The organism is Kitasatospora sp. NPDC004799, from assembly GCF_040609095.1.
Lineage (GTDB): Bacteria > Actinomycetota > Actinomycetes > Streptomycetales > Streptomycetaceae > Kitasatospora.
Genome location: NZ_JBEXJK010000019.1, coordinates 1 through 16404 on the forward strand (window position 1 = coordinate 1; position 16404 = coordinate 16404).

At 70.8% G+C, this 16404-nt stretch carries 13 protein-coding genes, 1 tRNA gene and 1 pseudogene; 5 read left to right on the forward strand and 10 right to left on the reverse strand.

What is annotated here, in order from left to right; all coding sequences use genetic code 11:
• The 3 genes and pseudogenes from ABZW03_RS04605 to ABZW03_RS04615 all read right to left on the reverse strand — a co-directional run.
• A pseudogene (locus tag ABZW03_RS04605) lies at positions 1-187 on the reverse strand (hypothetical protein); the annotation flags it as partial.
• A complete protein-coding gene (locus ABZW03_RS04610) occupies positions 174-1832 on the reverse strand; it encodes a substrate-binding domain-containing protein (protein ID WP_355252140.1) in 1659 nt (552 codons plus the stop codon). The pseudogene ABZW03_RS04605 and the gene ABZW03_RS04610, both read right to left, overlap by 14 nt.
• Positions 1829-2917, reverse strand: a complete 1089-nt coding sequence (locus ABZW03_RS04615; protein WP_355252143.1) for a hypothetical protein — start codon at positions 2915-2917, stop codon at positions 1829-1831. The genes ABZW03_RS04610 and ABZW03_RS04615 overlap by 4 nt, the downstream gene beginning before the upstream one ends.
• A 347-nt stretch (positions 2918-3264) precedes the next feature.
• On the opposite strand from ABZW03_RS04615, the gene pyk reads away from it, so the two are divergent.
• The 3 genes from pyk to ABZW03_RS04630 all read left to right on the forward strand — a co-directional run bounded on the left by pyk (position 3265) and on the right by ABZW03_RS04630 (position 5461).
• A complete protein-coding gene (gene pyk / locus ABZW03_RS04620) occupies positions 3265-4695 on the forward strand; it encodes a pyruvate kinase (RefSeq protein WP_355252146.1) in 1431 nt (476 codons plus the stop codon).
• Positions 4696-4805: 110 nt separating this feature from the next.
• Positions 4806-5165 carry a type II toxin-antitoxin system RelE/ParE family toxin gene (locus ABZW03_RS04625; RefSeq protein ID WP_355252149.1) on the forward strand — a complete coding sequence of 120 codons (360 nt, stop codon included), beginning with the start codon at positions 4806-4808 and terminating at the stop codon, positions 5163-5165.
• Positions 5162-5461 carry a helix-turn-helix transcriptional regulator gene (locus tag ABZW03_RS04630; protein WP_355252152.1) on the forward strand — a complete coding sequence of 100 codons (300 nt, stop codon included), beginning with the start codon at positions 5162-5164 and terminating at the stop codon, positions 5459-5461. Before ABZW03_RS04625 ends, ABZW03_RS04630 begins: the two co-directional genes overlap by 4 nt.
• 72 nt (positions 5462-5533) lie before the next feature.
• Here ABZW03_RS04630 and ABZW03_RS04635 read toward each other — a convergent pair.
• Positions 5534-5606 (reverse strand) — tRNA-Leu (locus ABZW03_RS04635).
• A gap of 100 nt (positions 5607-5706) precedes the next feature.
• Here ABZW03_RS04635 and ABZW03_RS04640 point away from each other — a divergent pair.
• Positions 5707-6363, forward strand: a complete 657-nt coding sequence (locus ABZW03_RS04640; RefSeq protein ID WP_355252155.1) for a response regulator — start codon at positions 5707-5709, stop codon at positions 6361-6363.
• Positions 6364-6420: 57 nt separating this feature from the next.
• On the opposite strand, the gene ABZW03_RS04645 is transcribed toward ABZW03_RS04640, so the two are convergent.
• The 6 genes from ABZW03_RS04645 to ABZW03_RS04670 all read right to left on the reverse strand — a co-directional run bounded on the left by ABZW03_RS04645 (position 6421) and on the right by ABZW03_RS04670 (position 13344).
• Positions 6421-7137 carry an ABC transporter ATP-binding protein gene (locus ABZW03_RS04645; protein WP_355252157.1) on the reverse strand — a complete coding sequence of 239 codons (717 nt, stop codon included), beginning with the start codon at positions 7135-7137 and terminating at the stop codon, positions 6421-6423.
• Complete coding sequence (locus ABZW03_RS04650) at positions 7134-7943, reverse strand: ABC transporter ATP-binding protein (RefSeq protein WP_355252253.1); 810 nt, start codon at positions 7941-7943, stop codon at positions 7134-7136. Before ABZW03_RS04650 ends, ABZW03_RS04645 begins: the two co-directional genes overlap by 4 nt.
• Before the next feature lie 8 nt (positions 7944-7951).
• Entirely contained in the window at positions 7952-9889 is a 1938-nt protein-coding gene (locus ABZW03_RS04655; protein WP_355252256.1) for a branched-chain amino acid ABC transporter permease, read from the reverse strand.
• 5 nt (positions 9890-9894) lie between these two features.
• On the reverse strand, positions 9895-10824 hold the full coding sequence (locus tag ABZW03_RS04660) for a branched-chain amino acid ABC transporter permease (protein ID WP_355252160.1): 930 nt from the start codon (positions 10822-10824) through the stop codon (positions 9895-9897).
• A 131-nt stretch (positions 10825-10955) separates the two neighbouring features.
• Positions 10956-12182 carry a branched-chain amino acid ABC transporter substrate-binding protein gene (locus tag ABZW03_RS04665; protein WP_355252163.1) on the reverse strand — a complete coding sequence of 409 codons (1227 nt, stop codon included), beginning with the start codon at positions 12180-12182 and terminating at the stop codon, positions 10956-10958.
• A gap of 631 nt (positions 12183-12813) precedes the next feature.
• Positions 12814-13344 (reverse strand): hotdog fold thioesterase, encoded by a 531-nt coding sequence (locus tag ABZW03_RS04670; protein ID WP_355252166.1) that lies wholly within the window; start codon positions 13342-13344, stop codon positions 12814-12816.
• A gap of 233 nt (positions 13345-13577) precedes the next feature.
• Here ABZW03_RS04670 and polA point away from each other — a divergent pair, with 233 nt between their 5' ends.
• On the forward strand, positions 13578-16265 hold the full coding sequence (gene polA, locus ABZW03_RS04675; RefSeq protein WP_355252259.1) for a DNA polymerase I: 2688 nt from the start codon (positions 13578-13580) through the stop codon (positions 16263-16265).
• The last annotated feature ends 139 nt before the right edge of the window (positions 16266-16404 follow it).

Below are 16404 nucleotides of genomic sequence, written 5' to 3' on the forward strand. Positions count from 1 at the left end.
GGCGGGGAGCGGGACGCCGCAGCGCCCCACCGCCACCCCGCCCCGCCACGACCCCCGGCCACCAGGCCCCGCCCAGCCCGGCGAAGTGCAGCCCCAGGCCGACCGCGCCGCCCGCGCAGCCGACCAGGTTCCGGGCCGACTCCAGGTAGCGCAGCAGCCGGGGGCCGAATCCGTCACTGGTAGCCACGGATCTCCTCGAACACCCCGTCCAGCGAGCCCGTCCCGTCGAACAGCTTGCCGCCGCTCAGGTCCGCGATCCCCTGGAGCTGGTTCACCGCCGCCTCCCCGAACTTGATCGGGAACACCGGGATCGACTTCTCCCCGGCCGGCAGCGCGTCGTGGAACCGCTTGAAGTCCCCGTCCGTCGCCCCCGCGTTGCTCTCCCCGTCCGTCATCAGCACGATCGAGGTGAACCGGTCGTCGCCGGCCGCCGCCTGCTGGCGCTCGATCACCCGGTACGCCTCCTCCAGCGAGGAGTACACCGCCGTCCCGCCCGAGGCGGCCAGCGACTGCACGTCCGCGTCGATCGACGCCAGCTCCGCCCGCGGGCCCGGCTGGCTGCCGGTGGCTGGCACCACGTGGGTCCTGGTCCACTTCACCGCGGAGGCGAAGGAGAGCAGCGTGATCTCCTCGCGGTCCCGGAAGCGGCGCACCCCGCGGGTGTCGTCCGCGCCGGTCAGTCGGCCCAGCGCGGCCTTCAGCGCCGCGATCCGCGGGCCCTCCATCGAGCCCGAGGTGTCCAGCACGTACACCGTCCGGGACGGGCGGCGCAGCTCGTTCTGGTACGCGGCCAGCAGGCCGTCCGCGACCGCCCTGGTGCCCGGGAACGGCAGCTCCTTGCGGCGGTCCGCGGGCAGCCCGGCGGCCGGGGTGGCGCCCGCCGTCACCGGGCGGCGCAGCGTCACCTCGGAGATGCGTCTCTGCACGTCCTCCTTGAGCAGGTACGAGGTCAGCCGCTGGAAGGCGTCGCGCTGCTCCGGCGCGGCGGAGGCCATCAGCGAGAGCGGGTAGTCCGCCGACACCACGCCGTCCACCGGCCGCACCACCGTCAGCTGCTGCTGCGGCGGCAGCGTCCGGTTCAGCGACAGCAGCACCGACTCGTAGTTCACCAGCGCGCCCACCACGCCCGACTCGGCCCGGGTGTACGCCTGCGCCAGCCAGCCGGAGGAGCCGGAGGTCAGCTTCTGGCCCTTGAAGAACTGCTTCAGCTGCGGGTTGGCCTTCTGCACGTCCGCGTCGGTCAGCGCCGCGCCCGCGCCGGAGAAGGCCGAGGCCACCGAGACGAGCGTGGCGAAGCCCGAGTTGGAGCGGGACGGGTCGGCCATCCCGTACGGCAGCTTGCCGGCCGCCGCCGCCTCGCCGACCTGTGCCCAGGTGACCTTGGAGCCGTCGCCCCAGCCGAGTTCGCCCAGCGCCGAGGAGCGCACCCCGATCGCCACCGGCGAGACCATCACCGGGGTCTCGGAGACCAGCTTGGACTTCCCGGCCGGGTCGAGCCGCAGGTACTGGTTGGACGGGAACCAGACGGCGTCGTACCTGCCGTCGGCCCGGCCCGCGGCGACGGAGTCCGCGCCGTCCAGGGAGCCCGTCCAGGAGAACTGCACGGTCACCCCGGTGGCCTTCCGGGCGTCCTCCAGGACCGGTGCCAGGTCCTGGAGTTCACTGCCCGCCAGGACGCGCAGCACCCCGGGGCGGGCCGTCTCGGCGGGCGGGTCGGTGGGCTTCGGGGCGGGGTTCCCGCCGCCGCCGGAGGAGGTGCAGGCGGTGGCCGCGGCGAGTACGGCGGCCAGCGCGGCCGTGAGCCAGCCGCGGCGCTTCGTCGGGATGGTCACTTGGTCCCCTTCGCCGCGGCGGTCAGCTTGAGCAGGTTGTCCAGCGAGGGCAGGGTCGCCTGCTTGATCCTGGCGGCGGTCAGATCGGGTGCGAAGGTCGGCTTCTTCTCCCGCAGCAGGTTCGCGAAGGCCTCGGGCTTCGCCTGCGGCCGGAGCCCGAACCGGGCCTCCAGGTCGCGCAGCACCTCGTCGTTCTGGAGGACGTCGGCGAGCCTGCGGCCCTCGGGGGTGCGGGCCACCACGGTGTGGTCCGAGTAGACCGTGGTGTCCGGGTACATCACCACCATGTCCCCGGTGGGCTTGCCCTGCAGCGTCAGGGCGGCGGCCTGCGACTCGTACGCGAGGATCAGCGGGTTGCCGATCCCCGAGCCGAAGTCCCGGAACGGCTCGTCGCTGCTGCTCTTCTGGATGCCCTGCAGCGCGTTCGCGGTGTGCACGACGTCCTTGACGGCGGCGAGGCCGGCGTCGTCCGACACCACCTGGTGGTTGTTCGCGACGTAGGACAGCAGCGCGAGGTACATCGCGCCGGAGGACGAGCTGTCCGGGTCGGTGGTGGTCACGAAGAGCTGGCCGGACAGCTCGGCGTGCTCGCGGGCGTCCGCCAAGTCCTCCCATCTGCCCTTGTTCTTCAGGGCCTTGACGTACTCGTCCATCCGGAACGTCCAGACGCCGCTGACCTCGTCGAGGTCGGCCAGCTTGTTCCGCTGCAGGACCTTGGCCACCGGCGCGTGGGCGACGATCACCAGGGGCGAGTAGAACGGCACCAGCGGGGAGTCCTGCAGGTTCCAGATGTGCTGGATCTCCCGGGCCGGTGCCGCGCTGGCGGGGAAGGCGAAGTCCAGCCCCGGGTTCCTGCGCGCCTGCTCGCTCATCGTCCAGGAGCCGGTCGAGTCCGCCCGGACCTCCAGGCCGCGCTTCGCCAACTCGGCCTTGACCTGGTCGTTCTCGAAGAAGGCGCGCTTCTCCGAGCCGATCAGGCCGGTGACCGTCGTGACGGTGTCCTTCTTCGGGTCATCGTGGATCAGCGCGAAGGCGACCCCGCCCAGCAGGGCCAGGGCCGTCACCACCCCCAGTGCGCGTCGCATGCCGAACGCCTCCCCCTCGTCCGCTCCTTCGTCCGGGTGGTCACCCGGGGCTCCCGGGCAGCGGCCCGGGGGTGACGAGCGTCCCGCCGGGCGGGGAGCGGGGGCGGAAGCGGCGGTGAACCAGGGGTGAACACCCTTTCACGGAATCGCATCGGCGGGCGGTGCGGGAGGTGCGCCGCGGGCGTCCCGGAGGGCGTGCGGAGGGGCGTGCGGCGGGAGGTTCGGAGGGGCGTTCGCACAGCGGTCCGAGGATGTGTCAGATTGTTCAACTCGCCTTACGGCAAAGGTCATCCCGCAGTCCGGACCCGCGTCGTGGTTACGCGCCGGTAATGCCTAGTCTCAGCACTATGCGCCGAGCAAAAATCGTCTGTACCCTCGGGCCCGCCACCGACTCGTACGACCAGATCAAGGCCCTGGTCGACGCCGGGATGGACATCGCCCGACTGAACCTCAGCCACGGCTCGCACGCCGAGCACGAGGAACGCTACCGCCGCGTCCGCAAGGCCGCCGACGAGACCGGCCGCAGCGTCGGCGTCCTCGTCGACCTTCAAGGCCCGAAGATCCGGCTCGACACCTTCGCCCACGGTCCCGTACTTCTCGAACGCGGCGACGAGTTCACCATCTCCACCGACAACGGCGTCGTGGGGGACAAGGACCGCTGCGGGACCACCTACTCCGGGCTCGCGGCGGACGTCGCCCGTGGCGAGCGCATCCTGGTCGACGACGGCCGGGTCACCCTGGAGGTCGTCGCCGTCGACGGGCCGCACGTGCGGTGCCTGGTCATCGAGGGCGGGCTGGTCTCCGACCACAAGGGCCTCAACCTCCCCGGCGTCGCCGTCTCCGTCCCCGCGCTCAGCGACAAGGACGTCGCCGACCTGCGGTGGGGGCTGCGGACCGGGGCCGACCTCATCGCGCTCTCGTTCGTCCGCAGCGGGCGGGACATCGAGGACGTCCACCGGATCATGGCGGAGGAGGGGCGGCACGTCCCGGTCATCGCCAAGATCGAGAAGCCGCAGGCGGTGGAGAACCTGGAGTCCGTCGTCGACGCCTTCGACGGGATCATGGTGGCCCGCGGCGACCTGGGCGTGGAGATGCCCCTCGAACAGGTCCCGCTGGTCCAGAAGCGCGCCATCAAGCTCGCCCGCCGCAACGCCAAGCCGGTCATCGTGGCGACCCAGATGCTCGACTCGATGATCAACGCCTCCCGCCCGACCCGCGCGGAGGCCTCCGACGTCGCCAACGCCGTCCTGGACGGCACGGACGCGGTGATGCTCTCCGGGGAGACCTCGGTGGGCAAGTACCCGGTCGAGACGGTCAAGACCATGGCCCGGATCGTGGAGGCCGCCGAGAACGACATCCTGGCGGCCGGCCTCCCGCCGCTGACCACCGGCAGCAAGCCGCGGACCCAGGGCGGCGCCGTCGCCCGCGCGGCCGCCGAGATCGGCGACTTCCTGCACGCCAAGTACCTGATCGCCTTCACCCAGTCCGGCGACACCGCCCGCCGGCTGACCCGCTACCGCTCGCCCATCCCGGTGCTCGCCTTCACCTACGAGCCGGCCGTCCGCAGCCAACTCGCCCTCACCTGGGGCGTGGAGACCTTCCTCGGCCCGTTCGCCCCGACCACGGACCAGATGGTCGAACAGGTCGACGCGGCATTGTTGTCGCTCGGCCGCTGCCAGAAGGGCGACATCGTCGTCATCACGGCGGGCTCCCCGCCCGGCCTCGCCGGCTCCACCAACCTCGTCCGCATCCACCACGTGGGAACGTTGGACGCCTGAGCGAGCTTCGACCGGCCCTTCATGGGCGGCATCCCTCATTCGGAGGGATGCCGCCCGCCGCCCGTCGGATCGACGGGTGCGGACCCTGGCGCCTCCATAACATCCGTGTTATGACTTGGGGAGAGGTGGAGCTCGAACCGGAGGTCCGGGACTGGATCCTCGGGTTGCGCCAGGATGATCAGGGAACGGTCGCGTTCCACATTGATCTGCTCGCCGTCCGCGGGCCGCTGCTCGGAGAACCGCACACGCGCCAACTGGACGGGAAACTCCGGGAACTGCGCTTCCATCTGAACGAGCTGGACATGCGCATCACCTACTGGATCACGTCCGGCAGGAGGATCATCCTGTTGACCGTGTTCCGCAAGACGCGCATGCGGGAGACCGGCGAGGTCGACCGCGCGAGGCGGGCGCTGCGTCGTTGCGTGGCGGAGCGGCACACCGTTGACGAGGACGAGGAGTGGGCGAGATGAGCGAACGCGCGTCCTGGCGGGCCATGCGGGAGGAGATCCTGAACCGCCCCGGGGCCGGCGCGGCGTACGAGGCCGCGCGGCTGCGGTTCGAGCTGGGCGAGGCAGTGCGCCTGCGTCGAGAGGCCCTCGGCATGACCCAGGCCCAACTGGCGGCCGCGACCGGAATGCAACAGCCCGCCGTCGCCCGATTCGAGGCGGGCGGGACGATGCCCACGATCGTGGTTCTCGAGCGGTACGCGGAAGCGCTGGGTATGAGGCTCACGGTGGAGCTGGAGCCCCTGGAGAGGGCGAGCTGAACGGTGCCCCGGTCGCTTCACTCGCAGTGGTGAAGAGACGGGCCAATGCCGTTCCTTCGGATTGAAGGAAAGTACCCCGAGTGGGATTCGAACCCACGCTGGATGGTGTTTGAGACCACTGCCTCTACCGCTGGGCTATCGGGGCCAGCCCCAGAATCGAAGGGGGACCCCGACCCTGAATGCCCTAAACATACCGTGTCTGGGTACCCTCGTGCATGCAGTACCCCGCCGGAACTAGGAGCCCCGTGAGCACCGCCGACGAGCAGGCGCAGCCGCTTGAGACCGATACGCCCCAGATCACCCGGATTGTGATCGCCGAGGACGAGGCGCTGATCCGCCTCGACCTCAAGGAGATGCTCGAAGAGGAGGGGTACACCGTCGTCGGCGAAGCGGGGGACGGGGAGACGGCGGTGCGGTTGGTGGAGGAGCTGAAGCCGGACCTGGCGATCTTCGACGTGAAGATGCCGGTGCTGGACGGGCTCTCCGCGGCCGAGCAGATCCACGAGAAGCACCTGGCGCCGGTCCTGATGCTCACCGCGTTCTCGCAGCGGGAGCTGGTGGACCGGGCCCGTGACGCGGGGGCGATGGCGTACATCGTCAAGCCGTTCTCGAAGTCGGACCTGGTGCCGGCGATCGAGATGGCGGTCTCCCGGTACGCCGAGATGCGGGCGCTGGAGAAGGAGATCGGGGACCTCAGCCAGCGGCTGGAGACCCGGAAGCTGGTGGACCGGGCGAAGGGCGTGCTCCAGACCAAGTTCGGGCTGAACGAGCCGGCCGCCTTCCGGTGGATCCAGAAGACCTCGATGGACCGTCGGATGACGATGGCCGCGGTGGCCGAGGCGGTCATCGAGGAGGGCGAGGCCCAGGACCGCAAGAAGGCGGAAGAGGCCAAGCCCGAATAGGGCATGAGCGCAGGGCCCGGCAGAACGTTTCTGCCGGGCCCTGCGCGTACACAGGCGTCAGTCCTCGCCGAGGTACGCCTTGCGGACGGACTCGTCGTGCAGCAGGTCCGCGCCCGTCCCGGAGAGGACGATGCGGCCGGTCTCCATGACGTACCCCCGGTCGGAGAGCGAGAGCGCCGCCTGGGCGTTCTGCTCGACCAGCAGGATGGTCGTCCCGGAGGACTTCAGCTCGACGATGGTCGCCATGATCTTCTGCATCATCAGCGGCGAGAGCCCCATCGAGGGCTCGTCCAGCATCAGCAGCTTGGGCTGGGACATCAGCGCCCGCCCCATCGCGAGCATCTGCTGCTCGCCGCCGGAGAGCGTTCCGGCGGCCTGGCGGCGGCGTTCGCCGAGGATCGGGAACAGGCCGTAGGCGCGCTCGACGTCGGCGGCGATGCCGGCCGCGTCGGTGCGCAGGAAGGCGCCGAGGAGGAGGTTCTCCTCGATGGTCATCCGGGGGAAGATGTGCCGCCCCTCGGGGGAGTGGGCGAGGCCGAGGGCGACGATCCGGTGGGCCGGGACGGTCGAGAGGTCCTGGCCGTCGAAGGTGATCCGCCCGGCGGTGGGCCTGAGCAGGCCGGACAGGGTGCGCAGGGTGGTGGTCTTGCCGGCGCCGTTGGTGCCGATGAGGGTGGTGACCTCGCCCTGGGCGACGGTGAAGCTGATGCCCTTGACGGCTTCGATCTTGCCGTAGGCGACGCGGAGGTCCTGAACGTCGAGAAGTGCGGTCACTGGTCGGACTCCGTAGCGGCGGGGGTGGTGCCTTCGAGCGGGGCGCCCAGGTAGGCGGTGATGACGCGTTCGTCGTTCTGGACGGTCTCGCGGTCGCCCTCGACGATCTTCTGGCCCTGGACGAGCACCGCGGTGCGGTCGCAGAGGTTGAAGATGAACCGCATGTCGTGCTCGATGACGAGGACCGAGATCCCCCGGTCGCGGATCGCGAAGACGAGTTCCTCGGCGGCCCGGGTCTCCTGGGGGTTCATGCCGGCGGTGGGTTCGTCGAGCAGCAGCAGGCCGGGTTCGGAGGCGAGCGCGCGGGCGATCTCCAGCTTGCGCTGCTCGCCGTACGGGAGGTTGCGGGCGAGGTGGTCGGCCTTGTCGGCGAGGCCGGTGAACTCCAGGAGTTCCATGGCCTTCCGGCGGCTCTCGGCCTCGGCGCGGTGGTAGCCGGGGCCGCGCAGGATGGCGGAGAAGACGCCCTCCTTGGTGCGGGTGTGCCGGCCGACCAGGACGTTCTCCAGGACGGTCATGTTGGCGAACAGCCGGATGTTCTGGAAGGTGCGGGCGATGCCGGCCTGGGTGACCAGGTGGGGCTTGGGCGGCAGCAGGGTGTCGCGGTAGCGGACGGCGCCCTCGGTGGGGACGTACAGGCCGGTGAGGCAGTTGAAGAAGGTGGTCTTGCCGGCGCCGTTGGGGCCGATGAGACCGATGATCTCGCCCTCGCCGACGGTCAGCGAGACGTCGTTGACCGCGGTGAGGCCGCCGAAGCGCATGGTGACGCCGGTGACTTCGAGCAGGGGTGCGGCGGTGGTGGTCATCGGGTCGGTCACGCCCCTGCCTTGGTGAGTGCGGTCGGCTCGCCGGCGGCCTGGGCCGGGAGGGCGGCCTCGTGGAACTCCAGCTGCCGGCGGCGGTTGGGGATGAGGCCCTCGGGGCGGACCCGCATCAGGACGATGAGGGCGGCGCCGAACGCGAGGAGCTGGTAGTCGGCGAGGAACTCGAGCTTCTTCGGGATGAGGAAGAGCAGGGTGGCGCCGGCCAGCGGGCCGCTGATGGTGCCCATGCCGCCGAGGATGACCGCGGCGAGGAGGAAGGCGGAGTTCGGCGGGAGGGCCTCGGCGAAGGTGTACTGGTCGGGGGTGACGGTGTAGCTGACGTGGGCCTGGACGGTGCCGGCCAGGCCGGCCAGCAGGGCGCCGAGGGCGAAGGCGAGCAGCTTGAGCCGGAAGCCGTTGATGCCCATGGCCTCGGCGGCGGTCTCGTCCTCGCGGATGGCGACCCAGGCGCGGCCGATGCGGGAGTTGCCGACCCGGGCGAAGACCAGTACGACCAGGGCGGTGACCAGCAGCATCAGCAGGTAGTAGTTGGAGAAGCGGCCGAGTTCGATGCCGGCCACGGTGTGCGGCTTGCCGAGGTCGAAGCCGAGGATCTGCAGGTCGGGGATGCGCGGGATGCCGTTGGAGCCGTTGGTGACCTTGGGGCCGGTGGTGCCGTTGAGGTTGAGCATGGTGATGCGGAAGATCTCGCCGAACCCGAGGGTGACGATGGCGAGGTAGTCGCCGCGCAGCCGCAGGGTGGGGGCGCCGATCAGCACGCCGAAGACCATCGAGACGACGGCGCCGGTGAGCATCGCGGCCCAGAACGGGAACTGGACGTGGATGGGCGAGGCGGGGGAGCCGGAGACCAGGGCGGCGGCGTAGGCGCCGACGCCGAGGAAGGCGACGTACCCGAGGTCGAGCAGGCCGGCCAGGCCGACGACGATGTTCAGGCCGAGGGCGACGGTGGCGAAGATCAGGATGTTGGTGGCGACCGAGGTGTACTGGTCGCTGGTCTGGGTGAACGGGAAGCTGGCGGCGGCGGCGAAGGCGGCGCCGGTGGTGACCGGGCGGTGCTTGACGGTCAGCGCGCGCAGCCGGGCGAGCAGGCCGGACCGGGCCAGGGCGGGGACGGCGAGGGCGGCGAACAGCAGGTAGCCGGTGAAGAGTTCGCCGTACTCGGTGTCGATGCCGAAGGTGATCGCGAACAGTCCCAGCCCGAAGGCGAGGACGATCAGCAGCACCTCGACCCAGGAGGGGAGCGGGCGCGGCGCGACCAGCGGGCGGTCGATCCGGCCCAGCCGGAGCCGGCTGTTGGCGAGGTGGCCGAGCTGGAGCAGCAGCACGGCGCCGGCCGCGATGGCGAGGCCGCCGGCCAGGGCGGTCATGACCGGGGCCACCGGCTGGTCCGCGGGGATGGCGTGGGCGCCGAACCAGGCGGCGGGGGCGACCGGGACGAGCAGGAAGAGGCGCTTGTCGAGGATCCGCAGCGGGACGGCGGTGCGGCGGTCGAGCGGCAGGCCGAGGGCGCCGAGGACGCCGATGAGGCCGCCCGCGGCGAGGACCCAGCCGCCGGGTTCGAGGTTGACGAGGCCGGGCGGGTCGAGTTCGACGGAGATCGAGGTGACGGAGTAGACGGCGAGGAGGAGGGCGCCGGTGGCGGCGTACAGGACGGCGTTGTTGCTGCGGGCGGGGGCGGCCCAGCGCAGGCCGGGGACGCCCTGGCCGGCGAGCAGCAGGAGCAGGGTGAGCAGGCCGGCGGCGAGGGCGAGCCACTGGAGGCCGGCCGGGGAGCCGTTGTACGTGAGGTCGCCGGGGTAGTCGGAGGTCCAGGTCCAGGACATGGCGGCGGAGGCGGCGGTGGCGAGGGCGCCGAGCGCGGTGACGGCCGCGGCGGCGCGGGCCGGCAGCGGGATGACCGGGGTCGTCTCGGTGGGGGTGGTGGTCATGGTGGTCACGCCCTGTCCGCGACGCGCTCGCCGAGCAGGCCCTGGGGCCGGATCAGGAGCACGAGGATGAGGAGTACGAAGGCCCAGACGTCCTTCCAGGCGCCGCCCCCGAAGAGGTGCATGCCGGGCAGGTGCTGGATGTAGCCGGTGGCGAGGGCTTCGGCGAGGCCGAGGGCGAGGCCGCCGAGCATGGCTCCGTAGATGTTGCCGATGCCGCCGAGGACGGCGGCGGTGAAGGCCTTGAGGCCGAGGATGAAGCCCATCCGGAAGTCGACCTGGCCGCTGCGCAGCCCGTAGGCGACGGCGGCGACGGCGGCGAACGCGGCGCCGATGGCGAAGGCCATGACGATGATGCGGTCGGTGTCGATGCCCATCAGCTTGGCGGTGTCCGGGTCCTGGCTGGTGGCCTGCATGGCGCGTCCGGAGCGGGTGCGGGTGACGAACCAGCCGAGGGCGAGCATGCACAGCGGGGCGGCGATGATCAGGAAGACGTCGCTGCGCTGGACGGTGACGGAGCCGAGGCTGAACGGGTCGCCGGGGAGCTTGGGGAAGACCCGGGCCTTCTTGGCGTCCGGGTAGAAGGAGAAGACGAGCTGCTGGAGCAGGATGGACAGCCCGATGGCGGTGATCAGCGGGGCCAGCCGGGGGGCGTTGCGCAGGGGGCGGTAGGCGAAGCGCTCGGCGGCGACGGCGGTGAGGGTGGAGACCAGGATGCCGGCGATCAGCATCAGCGGTAGGGCCAGCCACAGGGTGGTGCCGCCGGGGAGGGCGAGGTAGGCGGTCAGCGCGCCGAAGCCGCCGACCATGACGATCTCGCCGTGGGCGAAGTTGATGAGCTGGACGATGCCGTAGACCATCGTGTAGCCGATCGCGACGAGCCCGTAGAGGGCGCCGAGGATCAGGCCGTTGGCCAGCTGCTGCGGTAGGTCGTGCACCGCTGGGCCTCCGTAGTGCGTTCGGGGGTGTCCGCGTGGGTGGTGGATGTGGGTGCGCGCGGGGGCACTCGTGGCGCCCCCGCGCGCGGTGTGGAGGAAGTGGGGCCGGTGGAGCGGGTGGTGACGGTGTGTCAGCCCTTGTAGGTGCCGGACTTCTCCACGGCCCACTTGCCGTCCTTGACGGTGTAGACGGTGAGCTGCTTGTTGGTGGTGTCGCCGAACTCGTCGAAGGAGACCTTGCCGGTCACGCCGTCGAAGGTGACCTTCTGGACGGCGTCGCGGACGGCCTTGCGGTCGGGGACCTTGCCGTTGTTGTCCTTCACGGCCTGCTTGACGCCCTGGATGATGGCCCAGGCGCTGTCGTAGGAGTAGCCGCCGTAGGTCTCGTAGGCGTCCTTGTAGCCGGCCGTCTTGTAGTCGGCGATGAACTTCTTGGCGGTGTCGAGGCTCTCGACCGGCAGGCCGACGGCGGTGGCGTAGTCGCCCTGGCTCTTGGGGTTGAGCTTGATGAAGTCGCCGCTCTGGATGCCGTCGCCGCCCATCAGCGGGATGTTGACGCCGGCCTCCTTGAGCTGGAGGGAGAGCGGGCCGGCCGCGGGGTACTCGCCGCCGTAGTAGACGGCCTCGGCGCCGGAGCTCCTGACCTTGGTGACGATGGCGGCGAAGTCGCGGTCGTCGGGGTTGACGTGCTCCTCGCCGGCGAGCTGGCCGCCGAGCTTGGTGAACTCGCCCTTGAAGGTGCCGGCCAGGCCGGCGCCGTAGGTCTTCTGGTCGTCGATGAGGAAGACCTTGGTCTTCTTGGCGTCGTTGTAGAGGAACTGGGCGGCGAACGGGCCCTGGACGGCGTCGGTGGTGGCGGTGCGGAAGTAGGACGTGAAGGGGCGCTTCTTCTCGCCGCTGGCCCACTTCTCGCCCTGGCTGAGGGCGACGCCGGTGTTGGCGGGGGAGACCTCGACCAGGCCGGCGTCGTCGAAGATCTGCTGCATCGACTGCGCCACACTGGAGTTGAGCGGGCCGACGACGCCGAGGACCTTGGAGTCGCCGACCAGCTGGGTGGCGTTCTGCTGGCCGGGGGCGGGCTTGCCGGTGTCGTCCAGGGCCTTGATCTCGAACTTGACGCCGGGGACCTCGTTGCTCTCGTTGGCCTTCTTGATCGCGAGGTCGACGGAGTTGCGGATGCCGAGGCCGAGGGCGGAGAGGTCGCCGGTGAGCGGGGCGTCGACGCCGATGACGACGGTGGTGGAGCCGGAGTTGGAGCCGCCGCCGTCGGCCTTCTTCTCTCCGCGGGAGCCGCAGGCGCTGAGGCTGAGGGCGCCGATCACGGCAATGCTCACGACAACTGCTGAACGATGACGCACGAGGGTCCCCTTCGGTTCAGGAGGCGCCGCGCCTGAATGGCGGGAGCCGGAGTGCGCGGAGGGCCTGGCCCAATCGAATGGCGCGGTGACTGGCCGTGACTCTAGATGCCGTTGGGCGGCTCGGGCAGTGCTGGCGGCAGGCTGTGATTCTCTTGTTATGAGCACACGGAGCATTCGTCTCAGCATGTGGTCGTTCCGGCTCGATCGATCCCGCGAAGTCGGGCGTTTACTCGCTGGTAGGGCGATGTAAGGGCCAGAAATGGGGGTTGCAGCTGGCAGCGTCGATTATCGGACGATCATGTTCGATGCTCTGGTTTCGGCCTTGAGCGTCCGGATTGCGGACAACGGGGGCGCGGTCGAGTGGTTCCGGGGCGCCCGAAAGCCCCGGAACCGGCAATTGCTTGGATTTCCTACTTGTTACGCAGCGTTACAGGCGCGGGACGTGCGGCGCGGGATCCGTGCCGGCCGCGCCCGGAATGTGGAACGCCCCCTCGTCCTGACCAACGCCTGCCCATGGGGGCGGAAGGTCAAACAAGGGGGCGGAAAAGGGACTTGATGTTGTCGGTGCTGAACTCGCGGACGGTGTACGGACGTTGTCGGCGGTATGGAGGCGGTCGGGTGCGGCGGGCGGTCAGAGGTCGCGCAGCATGCAGGTCAGCCGGCAGCTGGTGATCCGGCGGCCGGTGTCGTCGGTGATCGCGATCTCGTAGGTGGCGGCGGTGCGGCCCTTGAACACGGCCGTCGCCACCCCGGTCACCAGTCCGGAGGTGGCCGAGCGGTGGTGGGTGGCGTTGAGGTCCACGCCGACCGCGTACCGGCCCGGGCCGGCGTGCAGCATCGCCCCGATCGAGCCCAGCGTCTCGGCCAGCGCCGCCGACGCGCCGCCGTGCAGCAGCCCGTACGGCTGCTGGTTGCCCTCCACCGGCATGGTGCCGACCACGCGGTCGCCGGAGGCCTCGACGATCCGGATGCCGAGCTTCTCGCCGAGGTGGCCGCCGGAGAAGGTCTCCGGGCTCACGCCGAGCTTGGCGAAGTGGTCCAGGACGTCCTGCGGGACCTTCAGGACGGGCGCGGTGTCGAGGACGGGCGCGGTGCCGGGTGCGGCGCCGGCGGTGGTGCCGGTGGCGCTGTCGAGGGTGGTGTCGGGGGCCGCGTCGGTCATGGGGGAACTCCTGCCGCTGGTGGTGCCGGGGGATCTGCCGCCTGTGATCGTACGACCGTCCTACTCATAGGTAGCGGCTGCGGCCGGACCGGCGCGGCGTCCTTTTTGTCGGTGCCGGGCCATAGGATCGGTGGCCGGTAGTGGAATCGGCAGGAACGGACGTTGACGTGGCTACGCAGAGTACGGACAAGGGCGCGACGGGTGGCGGCGGGGCCGGCCCGCGGCCCCGGCTGATGCTGCTCGACGGGCACTCGATGGCCTACCGGGCCTTCTACGCCCTGCCCGTGGAGAACTTCAACACCTCCACCGGCCAGCCCACCAACGCGGTCTACGGCTTCGCGTCGATGCTCGCCAACACCGTCCGCAACGAGCAGCCCACCCACCTCGCCGTCGCCTTCGACCTCTCCCGGCAGACGTTCCGCTCCGTCGAGTTCCCCGACTACAAGGCCAACCGCGCCAAGACGCCGGACGAGTTCCGCAGCCAGGTCGGCCTGATCGGCGAGCTGCTCGACGCGATGAACATCCCCCGGCTGACGGTCGAGGGCTTCGAGGCCGACGACATCATCGCCACCCTGGCCACCGCCGCCGAGGCGGCCGGCTACGACGTCGACATCGTCACCGGGGACCGCGACTCGCTCCAGCTGGTCACCGACCACGTCACCGTGCTCTACCCGACCAAGGGCGTCTCCGAGCTCACCCGCTTCACCCCGGAGAAGGTCACCGAGAAGTACGGCGTCACCCCGCGCCAGTACCCGGACCTAGCCGCGCTGCGCGGCGACCCGTCCGACAACCTGCCCGGCATCCCCGGCGTCGGCGAGAAGACCGCCGCCAAGTGGGTCAACCAGTTCGGCTCCTTCGACGAACTCGTCTCCCGCGCCGACGAGGTGAAGGGCAAGATCGGCGAGAAGCTGCGCGACCACCTCGACTCGGTCAAGCGCAACCGGGTGCTCACCGAGCTGGTCCGCGACGTCCAACTCCCGCTCGGCGTCGCCGACCTGGACCGCAAGCCGTTCGACAAGGCCGCCGTCGGCACCCTGATGGAGTCGCTGGAGTTCCGCAACGCCAACTTCCGCGACCGGGTCTTCGGCATCGACCCGTCCGCCGGCGCGGAGGCCGTCGAGGCCGAACTCGCCCCCGGCGTCGAGGTGGACGGCGAACTCCTCACCGACCCGGGCACCCTGGCTGCCTGGCTGGCCGAGCACGCCTCCGACGGCAAGACCACCGTCGCGCTCGCCGCCCTCTACCAGTGGGCGCTCGGGGCCGGCGAGGTCACCGAAGTCGCGCTGGCCGCCGGGGAATCCGCGGCCTGGTTCGACCCGGCGCTGCTCGCCGAGGAGGACGAGCGGGCCTTCGCCGGCTGGCTCGCCGACGCCGCCGCCCCCAAGGCCCTGCACATCGCCAAGCAGGTCATGCGCGCCTTCGCCGAGCGCGGCTGGACCATCGCCGGGGTCGTCGCCGACACCGCGCTCGCCGCCTACCTGGAGAAGCCCGGCCGCCGCACCTTCACCCTGGAGGTGCTCGCCGAGGAGTACCTGGGCCGCTCGCTCACCCCGGCCCCCGCCGCCGAGAGCGGCCAACTCGCCTTCGACGCACCGGAGGAGGACGAGACGGCCGCCGCCCAGGCGCTGATGCTCCAGGCCCGCGCCGTGCTCGACCTCGCCGCGCTCTTCGACACCCGCCTCGCCGAGGTCGGCGCCGCCGAGCTGATGCACGACATGGAACTGCCCATCGCCGCCCTGCTGGCCCGGATGGAGCGCTACGGCATCGCCGCCGACCGCGAGTGGCTCACCCGGCTGGAGACGCAGTTCGCCGCCGAGATCCAGCGCTGCGTCGAGGAGGCGCACGCCGCCGCCGGGCACGAGTTCAACCTCGGCTCGCCCAAGCAGCTCCAGGAGATCCTCTTCGGCGAGCTCGCGCTCCCCAAGACCAAGAAGATCAAGACCGGTTACACCACCGACGCCGACGCGCTCACCTGGCTGGCCACCCAGACCGACAACGAGCTGCCGGTCATCCTGCTGCGCCACCGCGACCAGGCCAAGCTGCGCACCACCGTCGAGGGCCTGCTCAAGACCGTCTCGCCCAAGGGCCGGATCCACACCACCTTCAACCAGATGGTGGCCGCCACCGGCCGGCTCTCCTCGCAGGACCCGAACCTGCAGAACATCCCGGTCCGCACCGAGGAGGGCCGCGCCATCCGGCGCGCCTTCATCGTCGGCGAGGGATACGAGTCGCTGCTCACCGCCGACTACTCGCAGATCGAACTGCGGATCATGGCGCACCTGTCCGAGGACGAGGCGCTGATCGAGGCCTTCGCCTCCGGCGAGGACCTGCACAACACCGTCGCCTCCCAGGTCTTCGAGGTGCCGCGCGCCGCGGTGGACGCCGAGATGCGCCGCAAGATCAAGGCGATGTCCTACGGCCTGGCGTACGGGCTGTCCGCCTACGGGCTCTCGCAGCAGCTCGGCATCAAGCCGGCCGAGGCCCAGGGCCTGATGGACACCTACTTCGAGCGCTTCGGCGGCGTGCGGGACTACCTGCGCCGGGTCGTCGACGAGGCCCGGGCGACGGGCTACACCGAGACGCTGCTCGGCCGCCGCCGCTACCTGCCGGACCTCAACAGCGACAACCGCCAGCGCCGCGAGATGGCCGAGCGGATGGCCCTCAACGCCCCGATCCAGGGCTCGGCCGCCGACATCGTCAAGATCGCCATGCTCCGGGTGGACGAGGCGCTGCGCGCCGCCGGCCTCACCTCCCGGATGCTGCTCCAGGTGCACGACGAAATCGTGCTGGAGCTGGCCCCGGGCGAGCGCGAGCAGGTCGAGGCCCTCGTCCGCGAGCAGATGGCGGGCGCCTACCCGCTGCGCGCCCCGCTGGACGTCTCGGTCGGCGTCGGCGCCAACTGGGAGGCCGCCGCGCACTGACGCGCTGTCGCCCGCGGCGGGCCCCGACGCGTCACGGGTCCGGGCCCGCCGCGGTCGTCGGCCCCTTCAGGCGGGTCAATTCCGTACTACCGTAGGCGCAATGACAACAGGATCCACTTCGATACCCACTTCGACCGAC

Bases quoted from the DNA above. Each gene is read 5' to 3' on its own strand.
- ABZW03_RS04615 (WP_355252143.1), bottom strand. From the start codon at position 2,917: ATGCGACGCGCACTGGGGGTGGTGACGGCCCTGGCCCTGCTGGGCGGG.
- pyk (WP_355252146.1), top strand. From the start codon at position 3,265: ATGCGCCGAGCAAAAATCGTCTGTACCCTCGGGCCCGCCACCGACTCG.
- ABZW03_RS04625 (WP_355252149.1), top strand. From the start codon at position 4,806: ATGACTTGGGGAGAGGTGGAGCTCGAACCGGAGGTCCGGGACTGGATC.
- ABZW03_RS04630 (WP_355252152.1), top strand. From the start codon at position 5,162: ATGAGCGAACGCGCGTCCTGGCGGGCCATGCGGGAGGAGATCCTGAAC.
- ABZW03_RS04650 (WP_355252253.1), bottom strand. From the start codon at position 7,943: ATGACCACCACCGCCGCACCCCTGCTCGAAGTCACCGGCGTCACCATG.
- ABZW03_RS04655 (WP_355252256.1), bottom strand. From the start codon at position 9,889: ATGACCACCACCCCCACCGAGACGACCCCGGTCATCCCGCTGCCGGCC.
- ABZW03_RS04670 (WP_355252166.1), bottom strand. From the start codon at position 13,344: ATGACCGACGCGGCCCCCGACACCACCCTCGACAGCGCCACCGGCACC.
- polA (WP_355252259.1), top strand. From the start codon at position 13,578: ATGCTGCTCGACGGGCACTCGATGGCCTACCGGGCCTTCTACGCCCTG.